At 72.0% G+C, this 23936-nt stretch carries 20 protein-coding genes and 5 tRNA genes; 10 read left to right on the top strand and 15 right to left on the bottom strand.

Annotation, left to right across the window (positions count from 1 at the left end; translation table 11 throughout):
• The first annotated feature begins 1 nt into the window (after nucleotide 1).
• On the top strand, nucleotides 2–3112 hold the full coding sequence (locus ACWD68_RS08665) for a tetratricopeptide repeat protein (protein WP_451805743.1): 3111 nt from the start codon (nucleotides 2–4) through the stop codon (nucleotides 3110–3112).
• 351 nt (nucleotides 3113–3463) lie between these two features.
• Here ACWD68_RS08665 and ACWD68_RS08670 read toward each other — a convergent pair whose 3' ends face one another.
• Nucleotides 3464–4402 (bottom strand): LysR family transcriptional regulator, encoded by a 939-nt coding sequence (locus ACWD68_RS08670; protein ID WP_451805744.1) that lies wholly within the window; start codon nucleotides 4400–4402, stop codon nucleotides 3464–3466.
• 81 nt (nucleotides 4403–4483) lie between these two features.
• Here ACWD68_RS08670 and ACWD68_RS08675 point away from each other — a divergent pair, with 81 nt between their 5' ends.
• Complete coding sequence (locus ACWD68_RS08675; RefSeq protein ID WP_451805745.1) at nucleotides 4484–5410, top strand: DMT family transporter; 927 nt, start codon at nucleotides 4484–4486, stop codon at nucleotides 5408–5410.
• An 84-nt stretch (nucleotides 5411–5494) separates the two neighbouring features.
• Here ACWD68_RS08675 and ACWD68_RS08680 read toward each other — a convergent pair whose 3' ends face one another.
• The gene (locus ACWD68_RS08680; RefSeq protein ID WP_451805746.1) at nucleotides 5495–7360 is read right to left on the bottom strand and encodes a DAK2 domain-containing protein; all 1866 of its coding nucleotides are present in this window, start codon (nucleotides 7358–7360) and stop codon (nucleotides 5495–5497) included.
• A gap of 259 nt (nucleotides 7361–7619) precedes the next feature.
• Between ACWD68_RS08680 and rpmB the strand changes: the two genes are divergently transcribed.
• From rpmB to ACWD68_RS08695, 3 genes are all read left to right on the top strand, one after another.
• On the top strand, nucleotides 7620–7805 hold the full coding sequence (gene rpmB / locus ACWD68_RS08685; RefSeq protein ID WP_037625034.1) for a 50S ribosomal protein L28: 186 nt from the start codon (nucleotides 7620–7622) through the stop codon (nucleotides 7803–7805).
• A gap of 175 nt (nucleotides 7806–7980) precedes the next feature.
• Nucleotides 7981–10995: a BTAD domain-containing putative transcriptional regulator gene (locus tag ACWD68_RS08690; protein WP_451805747.1), complete on the top strand. Its 3015-nt coding sequence runs from the start codon at nucleotides 7981–7983 to the stop codon at nucleotides 10993–10995.
• Nucleotides 10996–11030: 35 nt separating this feature from the next.
• Entirely contained in the window at nucleotides 11031–12254 is a 1224-nt protein-coding gene (locus ACWD68_RS08695) for an FAD-dependent monooxygenase (RefSeq protein ID WP_451805748.1), read from the top strand.
• A gap of 203 nt (nucleotides 12255–12457) precedes the next feature.
• Here the strand turns inward: ACWD68_RS08695 and ACWD68_RS08700 are convergent, their stop codons facing one another.
• On the bottom strand, nucleotides 12458–13423 hold the full coding sequence (locus tag ACWD68_RS08700) for a thiamine-phosphate kinase (RefSeq protein ID WP_451805749.1): 966 nt from the start codon (nucleotides 13421–13423) through the stop codon (nucleotides 12458–12460).
• Nucleotides 13424–13629: 206 nt separating this feature from the next.
• Between ACWD68_RS08700 and ACWD68_RS08705 the strand changes: the two genes are divergently transcribed.
• Both ACWD68_RS08705 and ACWD68_RS08710 read left to right on the top strand, forming a co-directional pair.
• Nucleotides 13630–13863 carry an Lrp/AsnC family transcriptional regulator gene (locus ACWD68_RS08705; protein ID WP_003997603.1) on the top strand — a complete coding sequence of 78 codons (234 nt, stop codon included), beginning with the start codon at nucleotides 13630–13632 and terminating at the stop codon, nucleotides 13861–13863.
• 20 nt (nucleotides 13864–13883) lie between these two features.
• The gene (locus ACWD68_RS08710; protein ID WP_451805750.1) at nucleotides 13884–14393 is read left to right on the top strand and encodes a DUF3515 domain-containing protein; all 510 of its coding nucleotides are present in this window, start codon (nucleotides 13884–13886) and stop codon (nucleotides 14391–14393) included.
• Nucleotides 14394–14414: 21 nt separating this feature from the next.
• Here the strand turns inward: ACWD68_RS08710 and ACWD68_RS08715 are convergent, their stop codons facing one another.
• From ACWD68_RS08715 to ACWD68_RS08725, 3 genes are all read right to left on the bottom strand, one after another.
• Nucleotides 14415–15572, bottom strand: coding sequence for a D-alanine--D-alanine ligase family protein (locus tag ACWD68_RS08715; protein ID WP_451805751.1), 1158 nt, complete (start codon nucleotides 15570–15572; stop codon nucleotides 14415–14417).
• A gap of 117 nt (nucleotides 15573–15689) precedes the next feature.
• Nucleotides 15690–16700, bottom strand: coding sequence for an NAD(P)H-dependent glycerol-3-phosphate dehydrogenase (locus ACWD68_RS08720; RefSeq protein WP_385701222.1), 1011 nt, complete (start codon nucleotides 16698–16700; stop codon nucleotides 15690–15692).
• Entirely contained in the window at nucleotides 16697–17467 is a 771-nt protein-coding gene (locus ACWD68_RS08725) for a lysophospholipid acyltransferase family protein (protein ID WP_451805752.1), read from the bottom strand. The genes ACWD68_RS08720 and ACWD68_RS08725 overlap by 4 nt, the downstream gene beginning before the upstream one ends.
• A gap of 144 nt (nucleotides 17468–17611) precedes the next feature.
• Between ACWD68_RS08725 and cofC the strand changes: the two genes are divergently transcribed.
• Together cofC and ACWD68_RS08735 are read left to right on the top strand one after the other, a co-directional pair.
• Nucleotides 17612–18250, top strand: a complete 639-nt coding sequence (gene cofC / locus ACWD68_RS08730) for a 2-phospho-L-lactate guanylyltransferase (RefSeq protein ID WP_451805753.1) — start codon at nucleotides 17612–17614, stop codon at nucleotides 18248–18250.
• A gap of 278 nt (nucleotides 18251–18528) precedes the next feature.
• Nucleotides 18529–18732, top strand: a complete 204-nt coding sequence (locus tag ACWD68_RS08735; RefSeq protein WP_451805754.1) for a hypothetical protein — start codon at nucleotides 18529–18531, stop codon at nucleotides 18730–18732.
• A gap of 67 nt (nucleotides 18733–18799) precedes the next feature.
• Here the strand turns inward: ACWD68_RS08735 and ACWD68_RS08740 are convergent, their stop codons facing one another.
• The 4 genes from ACWD68_RS08740 to leuC all read right to left on the bottom strand — a co-directional run bounded on the left by ACWD68_RS08740 (nucleotide 18800) and on the right by leuC (nucleotide 22114).
• Nucleotides 18800–19444, bottom strand: coding sequence for an HU family DNA-binding protein (locus ACWD68_RS08740; protein WP_451805755.1), 645 nt, complete (start codon nucleotides 19442–19444; stop codon nucleotides 18800–18802).
• A gap of 138 nt (nucleotides 19445–19582) precedes the next feature.
• Nucleotides 19583–19813 carry an SCO5555 family protein gene (locus ACWD68_RS08745; RefSeq protein WP_451805756.1) on the bottom strand — a complete coding sequence of 77 codons (231 nt, stop codon included), beginning with the start codon at nucleotides 19811–19813 and terminating at the stop codon, nucleotides 19583–19585.
• Nucleotides 19814–20090: 277 nt separating this feature from the next.
• Nucleotides 20091–20684: a 3-isopropylmalate dehydratase small subunit gene (leuD, locus tag ACWD68_RS08750; protein ID WP_451805757.1), complete on the bottom strand. Its 594-nt coding sequence runs from the start codon at nucleotides 20682–20684 to the stop codon at nucleotides 20091–20093.
• Between the two features lie 5 nt (nucleotides 20685–20689).
• A complete protein-coding gene (leuC, locus tag ACWD68_RS08755; RefSeq protein WP_451805758.1) occupies nucleotides 20690–22114 on the bottom strand; it encodes a 3-isopropylmalate dehydratase large subunit in 1425 nt (474 codons plus the stop codon).
• 191 nt (nucleotides 22115–22305) lie between these two features.
• Between leuC and ndgR the strand changes: the two genes are divergently transcribed.
• Nucleotides 22306–23022, top strand: coding sequence for an IclR family transcriptional regulator NdgR (gene ndgR / locus ACWD68_RS08760; RefSeq protein WP_028806673.1), 717 nt, complete (start codon nucleotides 22306–22308; stop codon nucleotides 23020–23022).
• Nucleotides 23023–23357: 335 nt separating this feature from the next.
• Here the strand turns inward: ndgR and ACWD68_RS08765 are convergent.
• The 5 genes from ACWD68_RS08765 to ACWD68_RS08785 form a co-directional block, all read right to left on the bottom strand.
• Nucleotides 23358–23430, bottom strand: a tRNA-Glu gene (locus ACWD68_RS08765).
• Nucleotides 23431–23459: 29 nt separating this feature from the next.
• A tRNA-Gln gene (locus ACWD68_RS08770) sits at nucleotides 23460–23531 on the bottom strand.
• 16 nt (nucleotides 23532–23547) lie between these two features.
• Nucleotides 23548–23620, bottom strand: a tRNA-Glu gene (locus ACWD68_RS08775).
• Between the two features lie 62 nt (nucleotides 23621–23682).
• A tRNA-Glu gene (locus ACWD68_RS08780) sits at nucleotides 23683–23755 on the bottom strand.
• 43 nt (nucleotides 23756–23798) lie between these two features.
• A tRNA-Gln gene (locus tag ACWD68_RS08785) sits at nucleotides 23799–23870 on the bottom strand.
• Between the last annotated feature and the right edge of the window lie 66 nt (nucleotides 23871–23936).

A 23936-nucleotide genomic window follows, 5' to 3' on the forward strand; every position in this document is an offset into this window, starting at 1 on the left:
CATGGACTTCGACACGCTGCGCCGGGCGATGGCGGACAACTACGAGCAGCCTGAGGGGCCGGGCCGCAACGCGCGCGCGGAGCAGCTGCTCGTGGAGGCCGAGAAGCTGAACATCCCGCTCGCCGTCATCGAGGCGCTCGGACACCAGCTGAAGGTCTACAACTACAGTTCCGAGAAGGGGAAGATGTTCGTCCCCTTCTCGCGGCTGCTGCGCATGTGGGACGAGCGCCCCGAGGACTTCGACGAGTTCGAGATCCACTCCCTGCACTGGGTCTTCAAGTGGATGTCGGCGGGCATGCTCGACCAGCCGCACGTTCCGCTCGCCTCCATAGAGAAGTGGCTCGGCGAGATGGAGCACCGCTACCGTCTCGCCGGCCACTCCGAACGGGCCGTGCGCAGCGCCGAGTTCAGCGTCGCCGCCCACCTGGGCGACGTGGAGCGCGCCGAGCGGGCGTACACCGCCTGGCTGGCCGCGGACCGCGACTCCATGGCCGACTGCCACGCGTGCGAGCTGCACGGGCAGGGGTGGTGGCGGGCGGTGCGCGGCGCGGACCCGGAGGCGCTGGAGTTGTGGGCGCCGGTCCTGGAGGGTGAGTACACGTGCGCCCACGAGCCGCACACCGTCCTCGCGTCCTCCCTGCTGCCGCTGCTGCGCCTGGGGCGCGCCGACGAGGCGCGCGCCCGCCATCTGCGGGGTTTCCGACTGGTGCGCGCCATGGAGAGCATGCGGGGCGCGTACGCGGACCATGTGGAGTTCTGCGCCCTCACCGGCAACGAGGCACGCGCCCTGGAACTGCTCGCGGAGCGCCCGGCCTACTTCACGGACTCCGGGGAGCTGCGCAGCAAGCTGGACTTCATGGCGGTCGTGGCGCTCGCGATGGACCGCCTGACCGCCCTCGGGCTCGGCGGGCAGACGGTTCCCGGGCCAACCGGGCGCGTGTGGACCGCGGGGGAACTCGCCGTGCACGCGCGCGGGGAGGCGCTCGCGCTGGCCGAGCGTTTCGACGCCCGCAACGGCACGTCGTACGTCAGCGAGCGCGCCCGTGCGCGCATGGATCAGTCGCCGCTCGTCGAGCGGCTGCCCCTCGGTGTGCGCTCGGCGCGCCCGCAAGGCACCGTGCGTCACGCCCAGTCGGCGGTCGCCGCGCCCCCGCAGCACGCGGGCGCCGATGCGGCCGGGGCCGCCGAGCCCGGTCTGTCCGAGCTGCTCGTCGGGGCCCGGCGGCTCTCGGCGCGCCGGAGCCCGGACGCGGTGGAGGCGTGGGCGGCGGTCTCGCGCGCCTCCGAGGGCCACGAGCTGGACGTCCGCGACCGCGCGGAGATCGCCGATCACGCGGCGATGGGCCGCGGGCCGCAGGGCGTCGACCTGTTCCACCGGGCCGCCGAGCTGTACGCCGAGGCGGGCGACCCCGGCGAGGCGCTGGCGGCCCGCGCCCGCGCCGCGTACGTCCACGCGCTGTCCGGAGGGGCCGCGGAGTCCCTGGACACCGTCGCGGAGCTGCGCGAGCAGGTGCTGGTCCTCTTCGCGGAGGGCGCGACGGAGGTGTCGCAGACGGCGTCCGTCCTGGTGGGACGGGCGCGGACGCTGATGCACCGGGTGGACGAGCTGGAGGCCGGCGCGGAGAGCGATCCTCTCCGGGACACCGGCACGAACACCGCCACCGGCCCGGAGGGCGACGTCATGGTCACCGCGGAGGAGGCCGCGCGGGAGCTGCTGGCCCTCGCGGAGCCGCATGCCGGGGACGACGTGGCCCTGGCCTCGCGGGCCGCCGAGGCGCACGCGATGCTCGGGGAGCTCGCGGCGCGCGCCGACGACGCCGAGGGGGCCGCCGAACTGCTCTCACGCGCCGTCGAGGGGTTCGTGGCGGCGGGGCTGCCGTGGTTCGCCGTCGAGTACGACTCCCGGCTCGCCGGGATCGCGATGCACCTCGGCGACATGGAGGCGGCGGAGCGGTCGGCGCGGGCGGCGCTGGATCACGGAGGTTCCTACCTGGAGCCGGCCGGCCATGCCCAGCTGCATCTCCGGCTCGCCGAGATCCTCGCCACCACCGGACGGTTCGGCCCCGCCTCGGAACACGCCCTGGAGTCCGCGCACTGGGCCGACGAAGCGGGTGAGGCCGCCACGCTCGGGGCCTGGGCCCGTCACCAGCTCGGCGGTTTCCTGCTCCGCCAGGGACGGTGGGCGGAGGCCGCCGAGATCCTGGAGTCGGCGCTGCCCGATCTGACCGGCGAGATGCACGGCGACGGCGCGATCGTGCAGACGCGCTGGTGGCTCGGCGACTGCCTCACCGAGCTCGGCGAACACCGCGAGGCGGCCGGGCACTGGCTGCGCGCAGCGGACATCGCCCGGCACTGGCCCGAGCAGCGCGACCACGCGATGCTGGCGCACCTCGCGGCCGAGGCCCTCGGGCACGCCGGGCTGACCGCCCAGGCGGACCAGGCGTATGCCCGTGCGGGCGACCTCTGGCGCGAGCTGGGCAACGTCCACGGCCTTGTCCGGGCGCTCCGGGCACGCGCGTGGGCCGCGGCCCGGCTGGACGAGGGTCTCGACGGCGCGCGGGAGCTGATGGGAGCGGCGGTCCTGGAGTGCGAGTCGGCGATGGAGGCCTGGACGGCCGCCTCGGGCTCACCGGACGCCTCACCCGAGGACGGGGCCGAGATCGGGGCCGCAGCCGGGCCGGGGCTCAGGGACGAGCCCGGACACGAGCGCGAGGACGAGGACGGGGCCGAGGACGGGGCTGAGGCCGCGCGTCGCCGTATCTTCGCCGAACTCGGGCACACCCACCGCCAGTTCGGGGATCTGGTGGCCCGTTCCGTGCCGGACGACGCGGAGGAGCCCGCCGCGCGGGAGGCGTTCGAGGAGGCCCTCGGGCACGTCACCCGGGCGGTCCCCGTGTTCGACTCCCTCGGGGACGCCCTGCTCGACGCCCGGACGGGTGCCGAGCTGGCGGCCGGCCGGCTGGAGGCCGACCTGGGACGGCACGAGGCCGCGGCGGCGCGCGCACGCGCGGTCCTCGCCGCGTGCGCACGGCTGGACGGGGAGACCGCTGAGGCGCGGCGGACCGAGGCCGAGCGGATGCTGGAGCTCATGGAGAGGGCCGACAAGGCCTGAGCGGTGCAGGGCCGGGCACGGGGTCTCCCCGCCCCGGCAGCAGGCCGCACGACGCGGAGATCCCACCGGCGCCGAATTCACATCACCGCCCTGCCGGCCACGGCCGCACGGTTCCGGGGTCGCGGACCTCGGTCCCAGGTCTCACGGCGAACCGGCGGTGAAGATCCCGGCCGCGCCGAAATCCACGTCACCGCCCCTGTCGGCCACACCCCAGGGGTTCCGGGGTTCCGGGGTTCCGGGGTTCCGGGGTTTCGCGGTTCCGGGGTTTCGCGGTTTCTGGGTCGCGGGCCTCGGTCTAGGCCTCAGGTCTCACGTCTCACGTCTCACGTCTCACGTCTCACGTCTCACGTCTCACGGCGGATCGGTGGCGGAGGTCCCGGTGGTGGAATCCTCGTCGGCGCCGCGGATCGCCTCGGCCGCGCGGCGCAGTTCGTCGAGCACCGTCCGTACGGCCTTCCGTGCCACGCGCTCGGGGCGGTGGAGCACGTCGATGCGCCGTACGGCGTGGACACCGCTGAGCGGTCTGAGGACCAGGGCGGGATGCGGACGCGTGGTCCAGCGGGGCATCAGGGCGAGCCCGCCTCCCGCGGCGACCGTCTCCGCGACGACCGCGAACTCGTTGATGCGGTGGACGATGTCGAGCCGCCGGTTCGCGGCGGTCGCGATGGCGTCGATGGTGGCCATCAGCGGGAAGCCGTCGTGCACGGTGATCCAGGGCCGGCCCGCGACATCACGCGGGGTCAGGCGCTCGTGCCGGGCCAGCGGGTGGTCGGCCGGCATGGCGACGTCGAGCGGTTCGCGCAGCAGCGTGGTGGCGGTTACGGTGCGCGGCCAGGGCGGCGCCTGCGCGAGGTGATGGGCGAGTACCAGGTCGTAGTCCCGTGTCAGCCGGGGGAAGTGGTCCTGCGCGACGTCCTCGTCGGCGAGCAGGAGCCGCGGGTCCCCTGCGGCCCGGCCGCGCAGCAGGACCGGGAAGAACGTGGAGGCCGCGCTGTGGAAGGCCGCCACCGACACGTCTCCGGCCGGCTCCTCGACGAACTCGTCGACGGTGTGCCGTGCCCGGGCGAGGGCGGTCTCCACCTCGATCGCCGCCCCGGCCAGCGCCCGCCCGGCGTCCGTCAGCGCCAGCCGCCGTCCGTCGCGTTCGGTGAGCGGGACAGGGATCGAGCGCTGCAGCAGCCGGAGTTGCTGCGAGATCGCCGAGGGGGTCATCAGCAGCGCCTCCGCCACAGCGGTGACACTTCCCAGCTCACCGAGTTCCCGCAAGATCCGCAGCTGCCGCTCGTTCACCCGCTCATTGTAGTGATGCTTAAAAGCTGTTGAAGAACTTCGCTGTGGGCTTCACGGTCGATGTGGGGAAGCGTGTGGGGCGTGTCCCGAGTCCGCAGCACTGACGCAGTGCTCCTCCTTGTCGCCGCCGTCTGGGGTTCCAGCTATCTGGCCGCGAAGACCGCCACTTCGGCGCTCCCCGTCCTGCTCGTCCTGTTCGCGCGGTACGGCATCTCGGCCGTCGCCTGCCTGGCTCTCGTCGCCGCCCGTCACCGAACCCGGCGCTTCACGCGCGACGAGCTCGGTGTGGGGGCGGTACTGGGCGTCACGCAGGCAGCCGTCCTGGTGCTGGAGACGTACGGTGTCGCGCACACCAGCGCGGCGAACGCGGGCCTGATCATCAGCCTCACCGTCGTCCTCACCCCGTTGCTGGACCGCACGGCCGGTGGGAAGGGGCTGCCCCCGCGCTACTTCGCCGCCACGGGCCTGTGCCTCCTGGCGGTCGGACTCCTGATGTCCGGCAGCGGCTTCCACTCGCCCCGGATCGGTGACCTGCTGATGCTCGCCGCCGCGCTGGTCCGCGCGGCCCACGTCGCTCTCGTGGGACGGCTCACCGCCCGTCGCTCCGTACGCCCCCTGCACGTCACGACAGTGCAGACGGTCGTCGGCACCGTGCTGTTCGCGGTGCCCCTCGCCGGCACCCTGCCGACGGCGGCCGGTATCGACGCCGCGGGCTGGGCGCAGCTCCTCTATCTCGCCCTGTTCTGCAGCGTGTTCGCCTTCCTCGCCCAGACCTGGGCGGTGCAGCGCGGTTCCGCCAGCCGGGCCAGTCTGCTGCTCGGCACGGAACCGGTCTGGGCCGTCGCGGTAGGCATCGGCCTGGGCGGCGAGCACCTCACGGTCCTCACGGCCCTCGGTGCCGCGCTCATGGTCGCCGGAACCTACTGGGGTCAGGCCGTCGAACGCGCTCATCGGACCGTCGGAGCCAAGGAGGTCCCCCGCCGGGCCCCGGCTCCCGCGAGCGCCTGATCGGCCCGCTCGGCATGTCGTGGTCAGCGCGCCGGAGACCTGACCGGCTCCGGGCACCGGCCGCCGGGCGGCGTCCCGCGGCCGCTACTCGACCCCGATCAGCAGCAACGCGCCCTGCCGCCCGCCCCGGTACACCACGGTGTCCACCGCCAGGTACGACTCCCGCACCCGGGATTCGAGGTGCGCGGCGATGGTGTCGGGGGCCTCGTCGCCGAGGACGAGCGTGACCATCTCGCCGCCGGCGGCGAGCATGCGGTCGAGGACGGTCTCGGCCGTGGTGGTGAGGTCGGCGCCGATGACGGCGACATCCCCGTCGATGAGGCCGAGGACGTCCCCGGCCTGGCAGATGCCGGCCATGGTCCAGGACTGCCGCTCGGCGACGGCGACCTCGGCATAGCGCGTGGCACCCGCCGCCGAGGTCATCGCGACGACATCCTCGTCGAAGCGGCGCTCCGGCTCGTGCACGGCCAGCGCCGCGATGCCCTGCACGGCCGAGCGGGTCGGGATCAGCGCGACCCGGACGCCCTCGGCGCGGGCCTGTTCGGCGGCCGCCGCCGCGGTGTGCCGCAGGTCGGCGTCGTTGGGCAGCAGCACCACCTCACGCGCGTGGGCACGCCGTACGGCCTCCACGAGCTCCCCGCTGGCGGGCGGCTCCCCCGGCCGCGCCAGCACGGTGGTCGCCCCGGCCTCCGTGTACAGCCCGGCCAGTCCCTCGCCGGGTACGACGGCCACGACAGCGCGCTGCGCCCGCTCCCGGGGCGGGCGCCCGGCCCCGGCTCCGGTGTGGACGTCACCGAGCCCGAAGTGCGTGATCCGGATGCGGTGCGGCCGTCCCGCCTCGACCCCGGCCTCCACGGCGGCGCCCGCGTCGTCCACGTGCACATGGACGTTCCACAGTCCGTCGCCGCCGACCACCACGAGGGAGTCGCCGAGTCCGTCGAGCCGCTCCCGCAGCCGGTCCACGGCCGCGTCCTCGGCCTCCAGGAGGTAGATCACCTCGAAGGCGGGATGGCCGTCCTCCGCCGCCCCGTCCGCACAGGCGTCCGCCCCGTCGTCCGTCGCCACATCGCGCTCGTCGGCCCCGTCCGCGCGCGGACGGGGACTCCCACCTGTTGCCACCACGGTGGCTCCGGGACGAGCGTCCCGGATGTCGACGCCTCCGGTTCCGGCCCCAGGGGCGCCCTCCGTGCCGGCCGCTCCCGCTCCCGAGCCCCGGGGAACGGTCTCCTGCCCGCGGTCGTGGAAGCCTGCTGACCCCACGAGGGTCCTCGGTGCCTCCCCCGTGAACGTCTCCACCAGCGCCGCGAGCACCGCCACCAGTCCCCGCCCGCCCGCGTCGACCACACCGGCGCGCTCCAGGACGGCGAGCTGTCCGGTGGTCGCGGTGAGCGCCTCGCACGCTCCCTCGTAGGCCGCGCGCGCGACCGTGCCGCAGTCCCCCCGGGCACCGTGAGCCGCGTCGGCGGCGGCCGAGGCGACGGTGAGGACCGTGCCCTCGACGGGGTGCGCGACGGCCTTGCGCGCGGAATCGGCGGCGTTCCGCAGGGCGAGGCGCATGCCCCCGCCGTCGGTGTCAGCGCTCTCGCTGTCGGCGGCGAGCACCTGTGCCATGCCGCGCAGCAGCTGCGCGAGGATGGTTCCGGAGTTGCCCCGGGCCCCGATCAGCGCTCCGTGCGCCATCGCCCGCGCGGCATCGGCGAGAGAGGGCCGTCCGGCCGCCGTCACGGACGCCCCGTCCCGGCCCACCGCCTCGTACCCCGCGAACACCGCCTCGACCGCGGCCGCCGCGGACTCCACCGTCAGATACAGATTCGTCCCGGTGTCCCCGTCGGCGACCGGATAGACATTGATCGCGTCGATCTCCTCGCGCGCGCGGCCCAGGGCCTCCAGCGCGAGCCCGCACCAGGTGCGCACCGCGAGAGCATCGAATGTCTGCGGCACCTGCGGCACCTGCGCCTCCTTGAGCTGCTGGACGTGGGACGCAGCGTAGACCCAGAAAGGGTTACTGCCGGTAGGGGGCCCTGAGGAGGGCGGAGCGAGAGCCCGGCCGGTCATGGTAGTTTCGTTCTCCGGACGCAGTCGTTGTATGCTGCTCCAGTTGCCCGATCCGATCGGGCCATCCCCCTGGCACCGCCACTCAGATCCTAGATCTTGATTCTCGGCATGCCGGGATCAACCGTAAGTGCATCTGAAGTCTTTGGAGTGACCCGTGGCTGCCAACTGCGACGTCTGCGGCAAGGGGCCGGGCTTCGGCAACAACATCTCGCACTCGCACCGCCGTACACCGCGTCGCTGGAACCCCAACATCCAGCGCGTCCGTACCGTGGTGGGCGGGACGCCGAAGCGCGTGAACGCTTGCACCTCGTGCATCAAGGCCGGCAAGGTCACGCGCTGACAACCGCTAGCGCGCGGCCACTGCTGGTTCGTTTGCAATGAACCCGTCCACCTCACGGTGGGCGGGTTTTTTGCTGCCCGCACCCGGCTGCACGTGGCGCCCTGGGCAACCCTGCCCAGCTCTGCGCAGCCCTCCCTCTGGCAGCGGCGTTCCACCGGCTGCCAGAATCTGCCCAATGCGCTTCGGCATTCTGGGCCCCCTCGACATCCGTGCCGAGGACGGCGGCCCGCTGGACCCCGGCGGGCCGCGGCCCCGCGCCCTGCTCACCCTGCTTCTCCTCCACGCGGGGCGGACGGTCTCCACGGAGCGCCTGACCGACGGCCTGTACGGCGCCGAGCCGCCGGCCGGAGCCGCCAACGCCCTCCAGTCCCAGATCTCCCGGCTGCGCAGACGGCTCGGCACCCCTCCGGTGATCGAGGCCACCCCGACCGGCTACCGCATCGACGTCTCCCCCGACTCCGTGGACGCCCATCTCTTCGAGCGCCTGGTCCGCGAAGGGCGCACCGCCCTCACGGCCGGCGATCACGTGGGCGCGGCGGACCTGCTCCGGGAAGCGCTCGCCCTGTGGCGGGGCCCCGCCCTCGCCGACCTCCCCGACGCGCACGCCCAGGTCGCCCGGCTCGACGAACTGCGGCTCACCGCCTTCCTGGACCGCGCCGACGCCGATCTCGCACTCGGCGGCGGCCCGGAGCTCGTACCCGAACTGCGCGAGCTGATCACGTCACATCCCCTGAGCGAGCGGCTCTACGGGCAGCTGATGCGGGCCCTGCACGCCGGCGGGCGGCCCGCCGAGGCCCTGGCGGTGTACGAGGAGGCCCGGCGCGCTCTCGCCGACGAGCTCGGGGCCGACCCTTCGCCCGAATTGTCCGCACTCCACCGGGAGCTGCTCCAGGGCGCGGAGCCCGCTCGGCGGCGCGCTCCGGCCCAGCTGACCCGGTTCATCGGCCGCGACGCGGAACTCCGGCGGGTCCGGACTGTTCTCGCGGAGGCCCGCCTGGTGACGCTCACCGGGCCGGGCGGAGCCGGAAAGACCCGCCTTGCGATCGAGGCGGCGAGCACCGGCACATACGCGGACGTCTGTGTCGTGGAGCTGACCGACCTCACCGACGGCTCCCGGATCCCGTACGCCGTCCTCACCGCACTCGGCGTCCGCGAGGGATTCCGTACGCCGGCGAGCGACACCACGCTGCGGCTCCTAGCGGCGCTGGAGGACCGTGAGCTGCTGCTGGTGCTGGACAACTGCGAGCACCTGGTCGAGGAGGTGGCCCGGGTGGCCGCGCTGCTGCTCGGCGCGTGCCCCGGTGTGCGGATCCTCGCGACCAGCCGGGAGTCGCTGGGGATCACGGGAGAGGTGCTGTGCCCGGTGCCACCGCTGCCGCCGGAGGCCGCGGAGCGGCTGTTCCTCGACCGGGCGGCGGCCGTGCGGCCGGGTTTCGCGGGGCACGCGCGCGTCGCCGGCATCTGTGCCGCGCTCGACGGGCTGCCGCTGGCCGTCGAACTGGCCGCGGCCCGGCTGCGCACCCTCACCCCCGACGAGCTCGCCGACCGTCTCGGCGACCGCTTCCGCGTGCTCTCCCGCGGCGACCGCACCAAGGCGCCCCGGCATCGCACACTGCGGGCGGTCGTGGAGTGGAGCTGGGACCTGCTGGACGACGAGGAAAGACAGCTGGCCCGGCGGCTGACGGTGTTCTCGGGGGGCGCCACCCTCACGGCGGTGGAGGCCGTGTGCGCCGTGCCGTATCCCGAGGACCTGCTGGCCTCCTTGGTCGAGAAGTCGCTGCTGGAGGCCGTCGACGGGCGCTACCGGATGCTGGAGACCATCCGCGCGTTCGCCGCCGGGCACCTGGCCGGGGCCGGGGAGCAGGACCGGCTGCGGGACGCGCACGCCGGGTACTTCCTCGGTCTGGCCGAAGAGGCGGAACCGCGTCTGCGGGGCGGTGGACAGCTCCCCTGGCTGGCCCGGCTGAGCGCGGAGCTCGGAAACCTGGACGCGGCCCTGCGCCACCTCGTCCGCACCGACCCGCGGCAGGCGCTGCTCCTCATGGCCGCCCTGTCCTGGTTCTGGCGTCTGCGCGGGCTGCACGGCGAGCGGGTGCCGCTCGCCCGCGAACTGCTGGCGGCCCTCGGCGACACACCTCCGCGGGGACTGGCGGAGGAGTACGTCCTGTGCCTGATCAACACGGTCGCCGGAGACGGGGACGATCCCGGCGCGCAGGAGCGCCTGGATCGCGCCGCCGTCCTGTTCGGCACCCTGGCCGGACCTCTGCGACTGCCCTTCGCCCTCGTGATGTGGTCGGTCGCGGACGGGCCGCACCGCGTCACCGACGACCAGGTGCGCCGCCAGGTCGGCGACGCCTCCTGGGGGCTGGCTCTGCTGGAGCTCGGCGACGGCTTCCAGCAGATGTTCGCCGGGCGGCCCGTGGCGGCCGAGGCGGCGTTCGCCCGGGGGCTGACCGGATTCCGGGCCACCGGATGCCGCTGGGGCCTGGCCAACTGCCTCGACTGCCTGGCTCTGCTGGCCGATGTGCGCGGCGACCACCGGCGCGCCCTGGAACTGATCGACGAGGCCCTGACCTACGTACGGGCGCTGGCGGCGTCGGAGGAGACCGGTGACCTGCTGCAGCGCCGGGCCACCGTCCTGCTGCATCTGGGGGACCTCGAAGGGGCGGCAGCGCACTACACGCGCGCCGCCTCCCTGGCCCGTGCGGCAGGCGCGCCGGACAAGGCCGCGGCCGCCCACCGCGGCCTCGGCGACACCGCCAGGCTCCGCGGGGAGACGGCCCGCGCGCGCGGGCACTACGAAAACGCCCTGGAGGCGTGCGCGGGGAACTGGTTCAGCGTCGGCGAGTCCGTGCGGATCCTCATCGGGCTGGGCCGCACCGCCCTCGCGGAGGGGCGCGCGGGCGAGGCGCGCGACTGGTTCGCCCAGGCCGGCACCCTCGCCCGCGAGGTGCACGGAGGGCTCGAACTCGCCGACGTCGCCGAGGCGTCGGCCGCCGTCGCCGGGTCTCCGAAGCGGGCGGCCGTGCTGCTCGGCGCGGCCGTCGCCCTGCGGGGCTGCGCGGCCGACGGCGACCCCGAGATCGTCCGTACGAGGGAGCGTGTACGAAGGCAGCTCGCCAGGGAGGCGTACGAGAGGGCCTTCCGGGAGGGACGGAGGCTCGGGGCGGCGGCGGTCAGCGAACGGTAGGGGCACGGTCAGCACCTTCGGCGAAGGTCCTGGCCATGACGAAGAACCCGAAGGACACCCGCACCGGCGGGCTCGCCCACCTTCACGTCCTGATCTCCGGCGCCAGCGTCGCCGGACCCGCCCTCGCCCTCGATCTCGCGCGGTACGGCGCCCGTGTCACCGTCGTCGAGAAGGCGCCCGATCTGCGTGAGGGCGGGTTCGCGGTCGACTTCCGGGGCCATGTGCACCGGACCGTGCTGACCTGGATGGGCATCTGGGACGAGATCCACGCCCGGCAGACCCGCATGGGCGGGCAGACCGTCGTCGACTCGGACGGCACCCCGCGGGTCGCACTGCCGGCCGAGATGATGAGCGGTGACGTGGAGATCCTCCGCGGCGATCTGGCCCGGATCATGTACGAGCGCACCGCGGACCGTGTCGAGTACGTCTTCGGCGACTCGATCGCCGCGCTCGACGAGTCCCCCGAGGGCGTGGACGTGACCTTCGAGCGTGGCGCGCCCCGCCGCTTCGACCTGGTCGTGGGCGCCGACGGACTGCACTCCCTCACCCGCCGTCTGGTGTTCGGCGACGAGTCCCGGTACCTGCGCTTCCTGGACCACTACGTGGCGGGGTTCGGCGTCCCGAACGACCTGGGCCTGGACCGTGCCGGCCGGCTGTACAGCGAGCCGGGCCGGGCGGTCGCCATCGGCAACTACGACGGCGATCCGGACCGGGCGGGCGCGCTGCTCGTCTTCCGGTCCGAGAAGCTGGAGTTCGGCCGGCGCGACGTGGCCGCGCAGAAGCGGATCCTGGCCGAGCGGTTCGCCGGGATGGGCTGGGAGACCCCGCGTGTCCTCAAGGCCCTGGAAGACGCCGACGACCTGTACTTCGACGCCATCGCCCAGATCCATGTCGACCGGCTCACCCGGGGGCGGGTGGCGCTGCTCGGGGACGCCGGGTACGGCGCCACCATGGGCGGCATGGGGACCGGCGTCGCGATCGTGGCGGCGTACGTCCTGGCCGGTGAACTGGCGCTGGCGGACGGCGACCACCGCACCGCGTTCACCGAGTACGAGACACGGATCCGGGACTTCGCCAGGGGCTGCCAGAAGATCTCCGGGAACGCGGGCCCCTTCTTCGCACCGGCGACCGAGCGCAGGATCCGCGGCCGCGACCTCATGTACCGGCTGCTGAGCTCACGGCTGCTCGCGGGCTTCTTCAAGAAGCTCACGGAGAAGGCCGCGACCGGCATCGAGCTGCGGGACTATCCCCGCCCGTGAGCCACCGGCGCGGGCGCGGGTCCTTCGCGGCCGGACCCCACCCGTGCGGGCCCGGCGGACGCCGACAACTCGGCCACCTTCCGGTGGAGTTCCGCAGCGAACGGTCCACCGGGCCCACCGGCGCCGTCCTTTCGCCCTCCGGACCCCGAAGTCCGTGTGCCGGACGGCACGTTGGCCCCGGCGTCCCACCGGGCGCGTCGGCCTCAGGACTCGATGTCCCCGAAATGGTCCCAGCCGCCCTTGCTCGTCCAGGGGGCGCCGTCCACGGTGACCTGGGGCAGCGCCGACGGGTTGAGGACCTCGCCGATCACCTTCCAGCGCGCGGGGAGCTTCACGTCCGGCGGGAACGTCGCGACGATCGCGTGGTCCTCGCCGCCGGTGAGGACCCACTGGATGGGGTCGACGCCGACGGCCTGGCCGATGTCGTTCATCTGGGAGGGGATGTCGATGTCCCCGGAGCGCACGTCGATGCGCACCTTGCTCGCCTCGGCGATGTGACCGAGATCGGCGATCAGTCCGTCGCTGACGTCCGTCATCGAGGTCGCGCCGAGGCCGGCGGCGGCCGGACCCGCGTGGTACGGGGGTTCGGGGCGGCGGTGGGCCTCCACGAAGGCGCGCGGCGAGCGGAAGCCCCGGGAGAGCACCGCGAAGCCGGCCGCGGACCAGCCCAGCCAGCCGGTCACGGCGACGACGTCACCGGGCTGCGCTCCGCCCCGGGTGACCGGCTCGTGGTTGCGCAGATCGCCGAGCGCGGTGATCGCGACGGTGATCGTCTCGCCCCGTACGACGTCCCCGCCGACCACGGCCGCGCCCGCGACCTGGCACTCGTCGCGCAGCCCGTCCATGAGCTCGGAGGGCCAGGTGGCCGGGAGCTCGGCGGGCACGACGAGGCCGAGCAGCAGCGCGGTCGGCACGGCGCCCATCGCGGCGATGTCCGCGAGGTTCTGCGCGGCCGCCTTGCGTCCGACGTCGTACGCGGTGGACCAGTCGCGGCGGAAGTGCCGTCCCTCGAGGAGGATGTCGGTGCTCGCCACGACCCTGCGGTCCGGCGCGGCCACCACCGCGGCGTCGTCGCCGGGACCGACCCGGACCGCCGGGGTGGTGGTGAGACGTGAGGTGAGCTCTCGGATGAGCCCGAACTCCCCCAACTCGCCCACGGTGCCCTTCATGATCGTCGTGCTCCCTCTGTCGCTGCTCGTGCCCGGTCGCGAGCCGTCTCCGTAGTCGGTACGGTCGAGTTGACCGTCAACTTGTGCAGTCCGTGCACCCCGGCGCGCAAGCCCCAGTCACCGCGGGTCTCCCCGCGGCGAGCGGCAACGCGATACCGTGGCGTTCCTTTTCCCCACATGATCCTCGTGGCCGCCCTGGAGGTTCCGTGGTACAGGCGTACATCCTGATCCAGACGGAGGTCGGCAAAGCGTCGACCGTCGCCGAGACGATCAGCAAGATCCCGGGGGTGATCCAGGCCGAGGACGTGACAGGACCGTACGACGTCATCGTGCGCGCCCAGGCCGACACAGTCGACGATCTCGGTCGCATGGTGGTCGCCAAAGTCCAGCAAGTGGACGGGATCACCCGCACCCTGACCTGCCCGGTCGTGCACCTGTAGCCCCCGTCTACCCTTGGCCGGTGAACTTCTTCCGTCACCGGCACACCGCTCTCCTCGGGCTGCCCGCTCTCGCGACGCTGATCGCGATCGCGGGCTGCTCCTCAGCAGACGACAGCGCGTCCGTCGCGGTTCCGAGTCCGGACACGAAGGTCACCGAGCTGTGTCAGAACCTGGACAAGGCGCTGCCGCGGACGTTGGACGGCCATGGCCGCGAGGACCCGGAGCCCCGGTCCGCGCTGACCGCGGGCTGGGGAAGCCCGGCGATCATACTGCGCTGCGGTGTCGAGCGGCCCCCGAAGATGGTCGACCCGAAGGTGGCGAACGGCGACGACCCGAAGGCGGTCGGCGGCGGTGTGAACGGCGTCGACTGGCTGATGGAGAAGCAGGACGACGGAACGACCCGCCTCACCACCGCGTCGCGTCTGGCGTACGTCCAGATCACGGTGCCCCGGAGCGCCGATGTCTCCGGGGTGCTCGTCGATCTGGCCGCATCCGTCAAGAAGGCGATCCCCAAGGGGATCGCCGACTGACAACAGGGTCCCGCGGGATGCTCAGCGCAGCCCCGTGGAGCGTCGCAGGGCCGCCTGCACCAGGCGGTCGACGAGCTCCGAGTAGCCGACGCCCGTCTCCTGCCACATCCGCGGGTACATGGAGATCGGCGTGAAGCCCGGCATCGTGTTGATCTCGTTGATCACGAACTCGCCGTCCTCGGTGAGGAAGAAGTCCGCGCGGACCAGACCCTCGCAGGACGCGGCCTCGAAGGCCTCGACGGCAAGGCGGCGGACCTCGGCGGTCTGCTCCTCGGTGAGCGGCGCGGGCACGATCCCGTCGGCCGAGTCGATGTACTTGGCCTCGAAGTCGTAGAAGGCGTGCGACTGCACGGGCGGGATCTCCGCGGGCACCGAGGCGCGCGGACCGTCCTCGAACTCCAGGACCCCGCACTCGATCTCGCGGCCGCGCAGCAGCGCCTCCACGATGATCTTCGGGTCGTGCCGCTGGGCCTCCGCGATCGCCTCGTCGAGACCCGAGAGGTCGTCGACCTTGGTGATGCCGAAGGAGGAGCCCGCGCGCGCGGGCTTCACGAACAGCGGCCAGCCGTGCTCGCCCGCGAAGTCGACGATCTTCTTGCGGGCGGCGGACTCGTCCTGCTGCCACTCACGCGGCCGGATCACCACGTACGGGCCCACCTTCAGGCCGAACGAGGTGAACACCCGCTTCATGTAGTCCTTGTCCTGGCCGACGGCCGAGGCGAGCACGCCCGAGCCGACGTAGGGCACTCCGGACAGTTCCAGCAGGCCCTGGAGGGTGCCGTCCTCGCCGTACGGGCCGTGCAGCATCGGGAAGACGACGTCGACCTCGCCGAGCGCCTTGGGAACCGAACCGGGTTCGCTGTAGACGACTTCGCGGTTGGCGGGGTCGACGGGAAGCACCACGCCGCCCTCGCTGGACTCGGCGAGCTGGTCGACGCTGGGCTGCTTGCGGTCGATGATCGCCATGCGTTCCGGCTCGTCCGCGGTGAGCGCCCAACGGCCGTCCTGGGTGATGCCGATCGGCAGTACGTCGTACTTCGTACGGTCGATCGCGCTGAGGACGGCGCCGGCCGTGACCACGGAGATCCCGTGTTCGGAGCTGCGGCCGCCGAAGACGACGGCCACGCGCGGCTTGCGAGGCGGCTGCTCAGGGCTCTGGGGGAGGTTCTCGGTGCTCATATCGCGTTGAGAGTACCCGGTGGTACGGCGGCGAGTCAGCGCCCCACGGCGGCCGTTGCTCAGCGTCGTACGCACCGTTGCGGAGCGTCGCCCAACCGGCCCTCCGGCCGGGCCGGATCAGCGTCGTTCGGGCTTCGCGCTGCGCGACATCAGCTCCTTGAGGGCGACCACCGGGGGCTTGCCCTCGTGGACGATGCTGACGACCGTCTCCGTGATCGGCATGTCGACGCCGTGCCTGCGGGCCAGATCCAGTACGGACTCGCAGGACTTGACGCCCTCGGCGGTCTGCCGGGTGACCGCGATGGTCTCCTGGAGGGTCATGCCCCTGCCGAGGTTGATGCCGAACGTGTGGTTGCGCGAGAGCGGCGAGGAGCAGGTCGCGGCGAGGTCGCCGAGGCCCGCGAGGCCGGAGAACGTCATCGGGTCCGCGCCCATGACCAGTCCGAGCCGGGTGGTCTCGGCGAGGCCGCGGGTGATGAGCGAGCCCTTGGCGTTGTCGCCCAGGCCCATGCCGTCGGCGATACCGACGGCGAGACCGATCACGTTCTTGACGGCGCCGCCGAGTTCGCAGCCCACCACGTCGGTGTTCGTGTACGGGCGGAAGTACGGCGTGTGGCAGGCGGCCTGGATGCGCCGGCCCACGGCCTCGTCCCGGCAGGCGACGACCGCGGCGGCGGGCATCCGCTGCGCGATCTCCTTGGCGAGGTTGGGCCCGGTGACGACGGCGACGCGGTCCGCGGAGACCTTGGCGACCTCCTCGATGACCTCGCTCATCCGCTTCACGGTGCCGAGTTCGACGCCCTTCATGAGCGAGACGAGCACGGTGTCCGGGGCGAGCAGCGGCACCCACTCCGCGAGGTTCCCGCGCAGGGTCTGGGAGGGCACGGCGAGCACGGTGAAGTCGGCGCCGCGCGCGGCCTCGGCCGGGTCGGCGGTGGCCCGAAGGTTCTCGGGCAGTTCGATGCCCGGGAGGTAGTCCGGGTTCATCCGCGTGGAGTTGACCGCGTCGGCGAGTTCGGGGCGGCGTGCCCACAGGGTGACGTCGCACCCCGCGTCGGCGAGCACCATGCCGAAGGCCGTACCCCACGATCCGGTTCCGAAGACGGCCGCCCTGACCGGCTTGCTCACGTGCCCTGCCCTTCTTCCTGCTGTGCCTTTGGCTTGGCCGCGGCCTTGCGGCGCTGCGCGATGCGTACCTCGCGCGGGTCGTACACGTGCTCGGGCGCCTTCTCGCCGCGGATCAGCTCCAGCTGCGCGGTGACGGCGGCCATGATGGCCTCGGTGGCCTCCTTCAGGAGGTCCGGGCTCATCTCCCGGTCGTAGAAGCGCGAGAGGTCCACCGGCGGGCCCGCGAGCACGCGGTGGGTCTTGCGCGGGAGGATGTCGGGCTTCTTGGAGTACGGGGGCAGCAGTTCGTTGGCGCCCCACTGGGCGACCGGAATCACCGGGCACTTGGTCTGCAGGGCGACCCTCGCCGCACCGGTCTTGCCGGTCATCGGCCAGCCGTCGGGGTCTCGGGTGAGCGTGCCCTCGGGGTAGAACGCGACGCACTCACCGCGTTCCACGGCGTCGATCGCGGCCCGGAAGGCGCTCAGCGCGTCGGTGCTCTCGCGGTAGACGGGAATCTGTCCGGTGCCGCGCATCGCGGCGCCGACGAATCCCTTCTTGAAAAGACCGGCCTTCGCCAGGAAGCGCGGAACACGTCCGCTGTTGTACTGGTAGTGCGCATACGCGAACGGGTCCACGTGGGAATTGTGGTTCACCGCGGTGATAAATCCGCCCTCGGCCGGAATGTTCTCCATTCCGCGCCAGTCCCGCTTGATCAGAAGCACCAGCGGCGGTTTGCAGAGAACCGCTGCGAAGCGGTACCAGAAGCCGATTCTGCGGCGGGGCACGCGGACACCTTCCTCTAGAGCCTGGGGGGCCGCACAAGTGTCGCCCGAGGCCGCCTGTCTGTCGAGAACACCGTACGCCCCGGCGTCCGGACCGCCAGGGCGACCGGGTCACAATAAGGCGTGACTGGAGAGGGCGGAGCGCTCGTGCGGTGGACTGTGGTCGTACCCCTCAAACCCTTGGCCCGGGCCAAGAGCAGGTTGGCGGACACGGCCTCCGACGTCCTGCGCCCCGGCCTCGCCCTCGCGTTCGCGCAGGACACCGTGGCAGCGGCCCTGGCCTGCGCCGCGGTCCGGGATGTGGCGGTCGTCACGGGTGACGCCCTGGCCGGACGGGAGCTGTCCGCGCTGGGCGCGCGCATCGTCGGGGACGAACCGGGAGGCGGCCTCAACGCGGCGCTGGCGCACGGAGCGGAGGTCGTACGGTCCCGGGATCCCGAAAGTGCCGTTGCGGCCCTGAACGCCGATCTGCCCGCTCTGCGGCCCTTGGAATTGGCCCGGGTGCTGGCCGCCGCCGCCGAATTCCCGCGCGCTTTTCTGGCCGATGCGGCTGCAATCGGCACCACTCTCCTGGCCGCTTCCCCGGGCCTGGAATTGCTGCCCGCTTTCGGCGGCGATTCCCGGGCCCGCCATCGCGCGTCGGGAGCCGCGGAACTCCGTCTCGACGCGGTGGATTCGGTACGCCAGGACGTGGACACCCGGGACGATCTGCGCGCGGCCCTGACACTCGGCGTGGGGCCGCGCACGGCCGCGGCGGCGGCGCGGCTGCTGATTCCCGGGCAGTAGCTTCCCGGGCAGGGCACCGGTTCACCTTCCCTGGCCGTGGGCCGGTGGCCTGACCGTGGGCCGGTGTCCCGCCGTTGGGCCGGTGTCCCGCCGTTGGACCGGTGTCCCGCCGTTGGACCGGTGTCCCGCCGTTGGGCCGGTGTCCCGCCGTTGGGCCGTCCATGGCGGGCCGGGACTTCCCGGAGCTTCCCGGCACCGCCCGACGCGTCCGGAGGGGCCGGGGGTCACCCGCGTCCCTCCCCCGGTGCCCGGCGCGGCGAGGTCAGTAGGCTGCCCCCATGCAGGCGACCTCGTACACGTACGACCCCGAGACCCGCAGCGGACAGGTGCTGCTCGACGACGGCACCCCGGTGCCCTTCGACGGGGCGGCGTTCGAAGCCGGCGGGCTGCGGCTGCTGCGGCCCGGGCAGCGCGTGCGGATCGAGACCGCAGGGGAGGGTGAGGGGCGCCGGATCACCCTGATCACCCTGCAGACGTTCTGAACACGCCGCGGGCCGGGCTCCCGGTGGGAGCCCGGCCCGGCGCGTGAGGTACCCCTGCGCCCGGCTTCTAGCGGGCGGTGGTCTTCTTGGCGGTGATCTTGCGAGCCGTCGACTTCTTGGCGGGGGCCTTCTTGGCGGTGGCCTTCTTCGCCGGGGCCTTCTTGGCCGTCGTCTTCTTGGCCGCGGTCGTCTTCGCCGCGGTCTTCTTGGCGGCCGCGGTGGTCTTCTTCGCGGTCGTCTTCTTCGCCGTGGTCTTCTTCGCGGCGGCGGTGGTCTTCTTCGCGACCGTCTTCTTCGCCGCCGCGGTCTTCCTGGTCGTCGCCTTCTTGGCGGTGGTGGCCTTCTTGGCGGCGGCCTTCTTCACCGTCGCCGAAGCTCCGCCGGAGAGGCTGCCCTTCGGGGCCTTCTTGACCGCGACATCGTTCTTCGGGAGCTTCTTCGAGCCGCTCACCAGGTCCTTGAAACCCTGGCCCGCGCGGAAGCGGGGCACCGAGGTCTTCTTGACCCGGACACGCTCACCCGTCTGCGGGTTGCGGGCGTAACGAGCCGGACGGTCAACCTTCTCGAAGGAACCGAAGCCGGTGACCGAGACCCGGTCTCCGCCGACAACCGCACGGACGATGGCGTCCAGTACCGCGTCGACAGCGTCGGCGGCCTGCTGACGCCCGCCGACCTTGTCGGCAATCGCTTCTACGAGCTGCGCCTTGTTCACGTCTTCCCCTTCGGAGACATTGCCCGAACGAATGCGTTCAAGCTTTTTCGCACGTTAGGCAGATATATACCGCAAATCAAACACGAAACGGGCTAATCACCCTTGTGCCGCAACGAACTCGGGCCGCAGCGGAGTTCCTCAGCGTTCCCCTTCGAGGAATCGACCCTCGTCGAGGTCGGTGGTGAACCGCTCCAGCCGCCTTGTCGCATCGGCGAGATCGTGCTTGGCCGCGGCCGTAATGACCAGCAGCTTCCGGGTCAGCGCCATCCGTACGCCCTCCGGGACTTGCAGTGCGCGCACTCTTGTGTGCGCTTCCTTGAGTTGGGCCGCGACTGCCACGTAGAGCTCGAGTTGGCCGTCGCGTTCCATGCACAGATTGTGCCATCTGGGGCGAGTTGTCGCCTGCGCAGGGGGTAACTGCCGTCCTCCGAAGGCCTGCTGAGCACCCCGGCCGGAGGCCGCGTCCACATGCGTGTACCCAGGCAACATCCCTTGTAACTAGGGGAGTTGACAGTCATCTCGGGGGTACCCGGGAGCCTTCCGGGGGCAGACACAGCTGTACCCCCAACCGTCCACGATTGGGGGTACAGAGGGGTGTTGCGGTGGCTGAAATCAGTCTTGCCACGGCCGCGATGCGGCCCGTGCGTCAGACCGGCAGCGTCTTCGGCTTGTGCGACGGCCGCTTGCTCTCGTACGTCGCGATGTCGCCCTCGTTCTGGAGGGTGATGGAGATGTCGTCCAGCCCGTTCAGCAGCCGCCAGCGGGCGTTCTCGTCGAGCTCGAAGGGGGCGGTGATGCCCTCGGCGCGCACCTCACGGGCCTCGAGGTCGACCGTGATCTCGGCCTGCGGGTCCTTCTCCGACAGCTCCTGGAGCGCGTCCACGATCTTCTGCTCCAGAACCACCGTGAGCAGGCCGTTCTTGAGCGAGTTGCCGCGGAAGATGTCAGCGAACCGCGACGAGATGACGGCCTTGAAGCCGTAGTTCTGGAGCGCCCAGACGGCGTGCTCGCGGGAGGAGCCCGTACCGAAGTCGGGGCCCGCCACCAGAACCGTGGCGCCCTTGCGCTCGGGCTGGTTGAGGATGAAGGACGCATCCTTGCGCCAGGCCTCGAAGAGACCGTCCTCGAAGCCGTCCCTGGTCACCTTCTTGAGCCAGTGGGCGGGGATGATCTGGTCGGTGTCGACGTTGCCGCGGCGCAGCGGGACGGCCCGGCCGGTGTGCGTGGTGAATGCTTCCATGACTCTCAGACTCCAGCGGGCACAGGGGCGTCGGACAGGTCGGCCGGGGAGGCCAGGTGGCCGAGGACCGCCGACGCGGCGGCGACCTGCGGCGAGACCAGGTGCGTCCGGCCGCCCTTGCCCTGCCTGCCCTCGAAGTTGCGGTTGGAGGTGGACGCGGAGCGCTCACCGGGGGCCAGCTGGTCGGGGTTCATGCCCAGACACATCGAGCAGCCCGCGTGCCGCCATTCGGCGCCGGCCTCCTTGAAGACCACGTCCAGGCCCTCGGAGACGGCCTGCAGACCGACCCGCGCGGAGCCGGGGACGACCAGCATCCGTACACCGTCGGCGACTTTGCGGCCCCCGACGATCTCGGCGGCCGCCCGCAGGTCCTCGATACGGCCGTTGGTGCACGAACCTACGAAGACGGTGTCGACCTTGATGTCGCGCAGCGGCTGTCCGGCGGTCAACCCCATGTATTCCAGGGCCTTTTCGGCGGCCAGGCGCTCCGAAGCGTCTTCGTACGAAGCCGGGTCGGGGACGTTCGCCGAAAGCGGCGCACCCTGGCCGGGGTTGGTGCCCCAGGTCACGAACGGCGACAGCGAAGCGGCGTCGACGACGACCTCCGCGTCGAACGCGGCGTCGTCGTCGGACTTCAGGGTCTTCCAGTACGCGACCGCGGCGTCCCACTCCTCGCCCTCGGGGGCGTGGGCGCGGCCCTTGAGGTACGCGAAGGTCGTCTCGTCGGGGGCGATCATGCCCGCGCGGGCGCCGGCCTCGATCGACATGTTGCAGATGGTCATCCGGGACTCCATCGAGAGCTTCTCGATGGCGGAGCCGCGGTATTCCAGGATGTAGCCCTGGCCGCCGCCGGTGCCGATCTTGGCGATGATCGCCAGGATCAGGTCCTTCGCGGTGACGCCGTCGGGCAGTTCACCGTCGATCGTGATGGCCATGGTCTTCGGACGGGCCAGCGGCAGCGTCTGGGTGGCCAGCACATGCTCGACCTGCGAGGTGCCGATACCGAACGCCAGGGCGCCGAAGGCACCGTGCGTGGAGGTGTGCGAGTCACCGCAGACCACGGTGGTGCCCGGCTGGGTCAGACCCAGCTGCGGTCCCACGACGTGGACCACGCCCTGCTCGACGTCGCCCAGCGAGTGCAGCCGTACACCGAATTCGGCGGCGTTCTTGCGCAGCGTCTCCAGCTGGATCCGGGAGACCGGGTCCGCGATGGGCTTGTCGATGTCGAGGGTCGGGGTGTTGTGATCCTCGGTGGCGATGGTGAGGTCGAGGCGGCGCACCGGGCGCCCCGCCTGACGCAGACCGTCGAAGGCCTGCGGGCTGGTCACCTCGTGCAGCAGGTGCAGATCGATGAAGAGGAGGTCGGGCTCGCCCTCGGCGCGCCGGACGACATGGTCGTCCCAGACCTTCTCCGCGAGTGTCCTACCCATCGCTTTCCCTCCGGCCGGCTTGTGTGGCGCCGGCCCAACTAGAGATTTCCGGGGCGGCAGACGTTCCGTACCCCTCGTCCGGACGTCGTCCGCCGGGCCCGTTGGTCCGCGGGCCGCTCTGTGTACAAGGGTGGCGCGTTCCACCGGAAATTGAACTTGCGTTTCACAGAGTGAGACGCGAGTATCGTTTCATGGACAACAGTAGCGGCGTCGGCGTTCTGGACAAGGCAGCCCTTGTCCTGAGCGCTCTGGAGTCCGGTCCGGCCACCCTCGCGGGCCTGGTCGCGGCGACCGGACTGGCACGACCCACGGCACATCGCCTCGCCGTGGCACTTGAACACCACCGCATGGTGGCGCGCGACATGCAGGGCCGTTTCATTCTCGGGCCCCGCCTCGCCGAGCTGGCCGCGGCCGCCGGTGAGGACCGTCTCCTCGCGACGGCGGGCCCCGTGCTCACGCATCTGCGGGACATCACGGGCGAGAGCGCGCAGCTCTACCGTCGCCAGGGCGACATGCGTATCTGCGTCGCCGCGGCCGAGCGGCTGTCCGGCCTGAGGGACACCGTCCCGGTCGGCTCCACCCTCACCATGAAGGCCGGTTCCTCCGCCCAGATCCTGATGGCCTGGGAAGAGCCGGAGCGGCTGCACCGCGGTCTGCAGGGCGCCCGCTTCACCGCCACCGCCCTGTCGGGAGTACGGCGCCGGGGCTGGGCCCAGTCGATCGGTGAGCGCGAGCCGGGCGTGGCGTCCGTCTCCGCGCCGGTCCGCGGCCCCTCGAACCGTGTCGTGGCCGCCGTCTCGGTCTCCGGACCGATCGAGCGCCTGACCCGTCACCCGGGCCGTATGCACGCGCAGGCCGTCATCGACGCCGCCGGCCGCCTCTCCGAGGCTCTGCGCCGCACGGGCTGACCTTCTCTCCACTCCCGCGCGACGGGACGGGCCGGCCTCAACGCCGCGGCAGGCCCTCTCCGATGCGCACCGTCCCGTACGCGGGGTGTGCCGGCCCCGAGGCCCGCGCACCCCGCGCCCTCTTTTCCGGCGTGAGCGAACTCATGGCACCGTACGCCGAGTTGATCTCCGGCCGGCACGTGGCACGCAGGAGAGGGAGCGGGAGGGAAGGAGTGGAGAGGGAGATGGGGAGAGTCGGCGCGGCGTACGGAATCGTCCGAGCGCGCCCGGCGGGTGGACCGCCCCGGAAACGCCGAAAAAGGCCCCCACCGAAGTGGAGACCCTTTCGCATCGCGTACCCCCGACCGGATTCGAACCGGCGCTACCGCCTTGAGAGGGCGGCGTGCTAGGCCGCTACACAACGGGGGCCTTGGATCTTGCGTTTCCGCAGACCCGAGCTGGGCTACCAGGACTCGAACCTAGAATGACGGTACCAGAAACCGTAGTGTTGCCAATTACACCATAGCCCATGGTGGTTTAGACCAGTACCCCCGACCGGATTCGAACCGGCGCTACTGCCGTGAGAGGGCAGCGTGCTAGGCCGCTACACAACGGGGGCCCTAGCGATCCTGCATGAGAGTCAGCGGGTGCGACCCGGACTGTCCCCCTGGGAAGGATCTGTACCCCCGACCGGATTCGAACCGGCGCTACTGCCGTGAGAGGGCAGCGTGCTAGGCCGCTACACAACGGGGGCGTTGCGGATCTGGATATCCGCGTGTGCAGATGAGCTCTGCGAGCTGGGCTACCAGGACTCGAACCTAGAATGACGGTACCAGAAACCGTAGTGTTGCCAATTACACCATAGCCCACTTAAACGCAACCCCCCATGGGGGTTTTGTTTTAGCTAGCACCCCCGAGCTCCGGCCTTTCGGCCC

This window comes from Streptomyces sp. NPDC005141 (assembly GCF_053599975.1).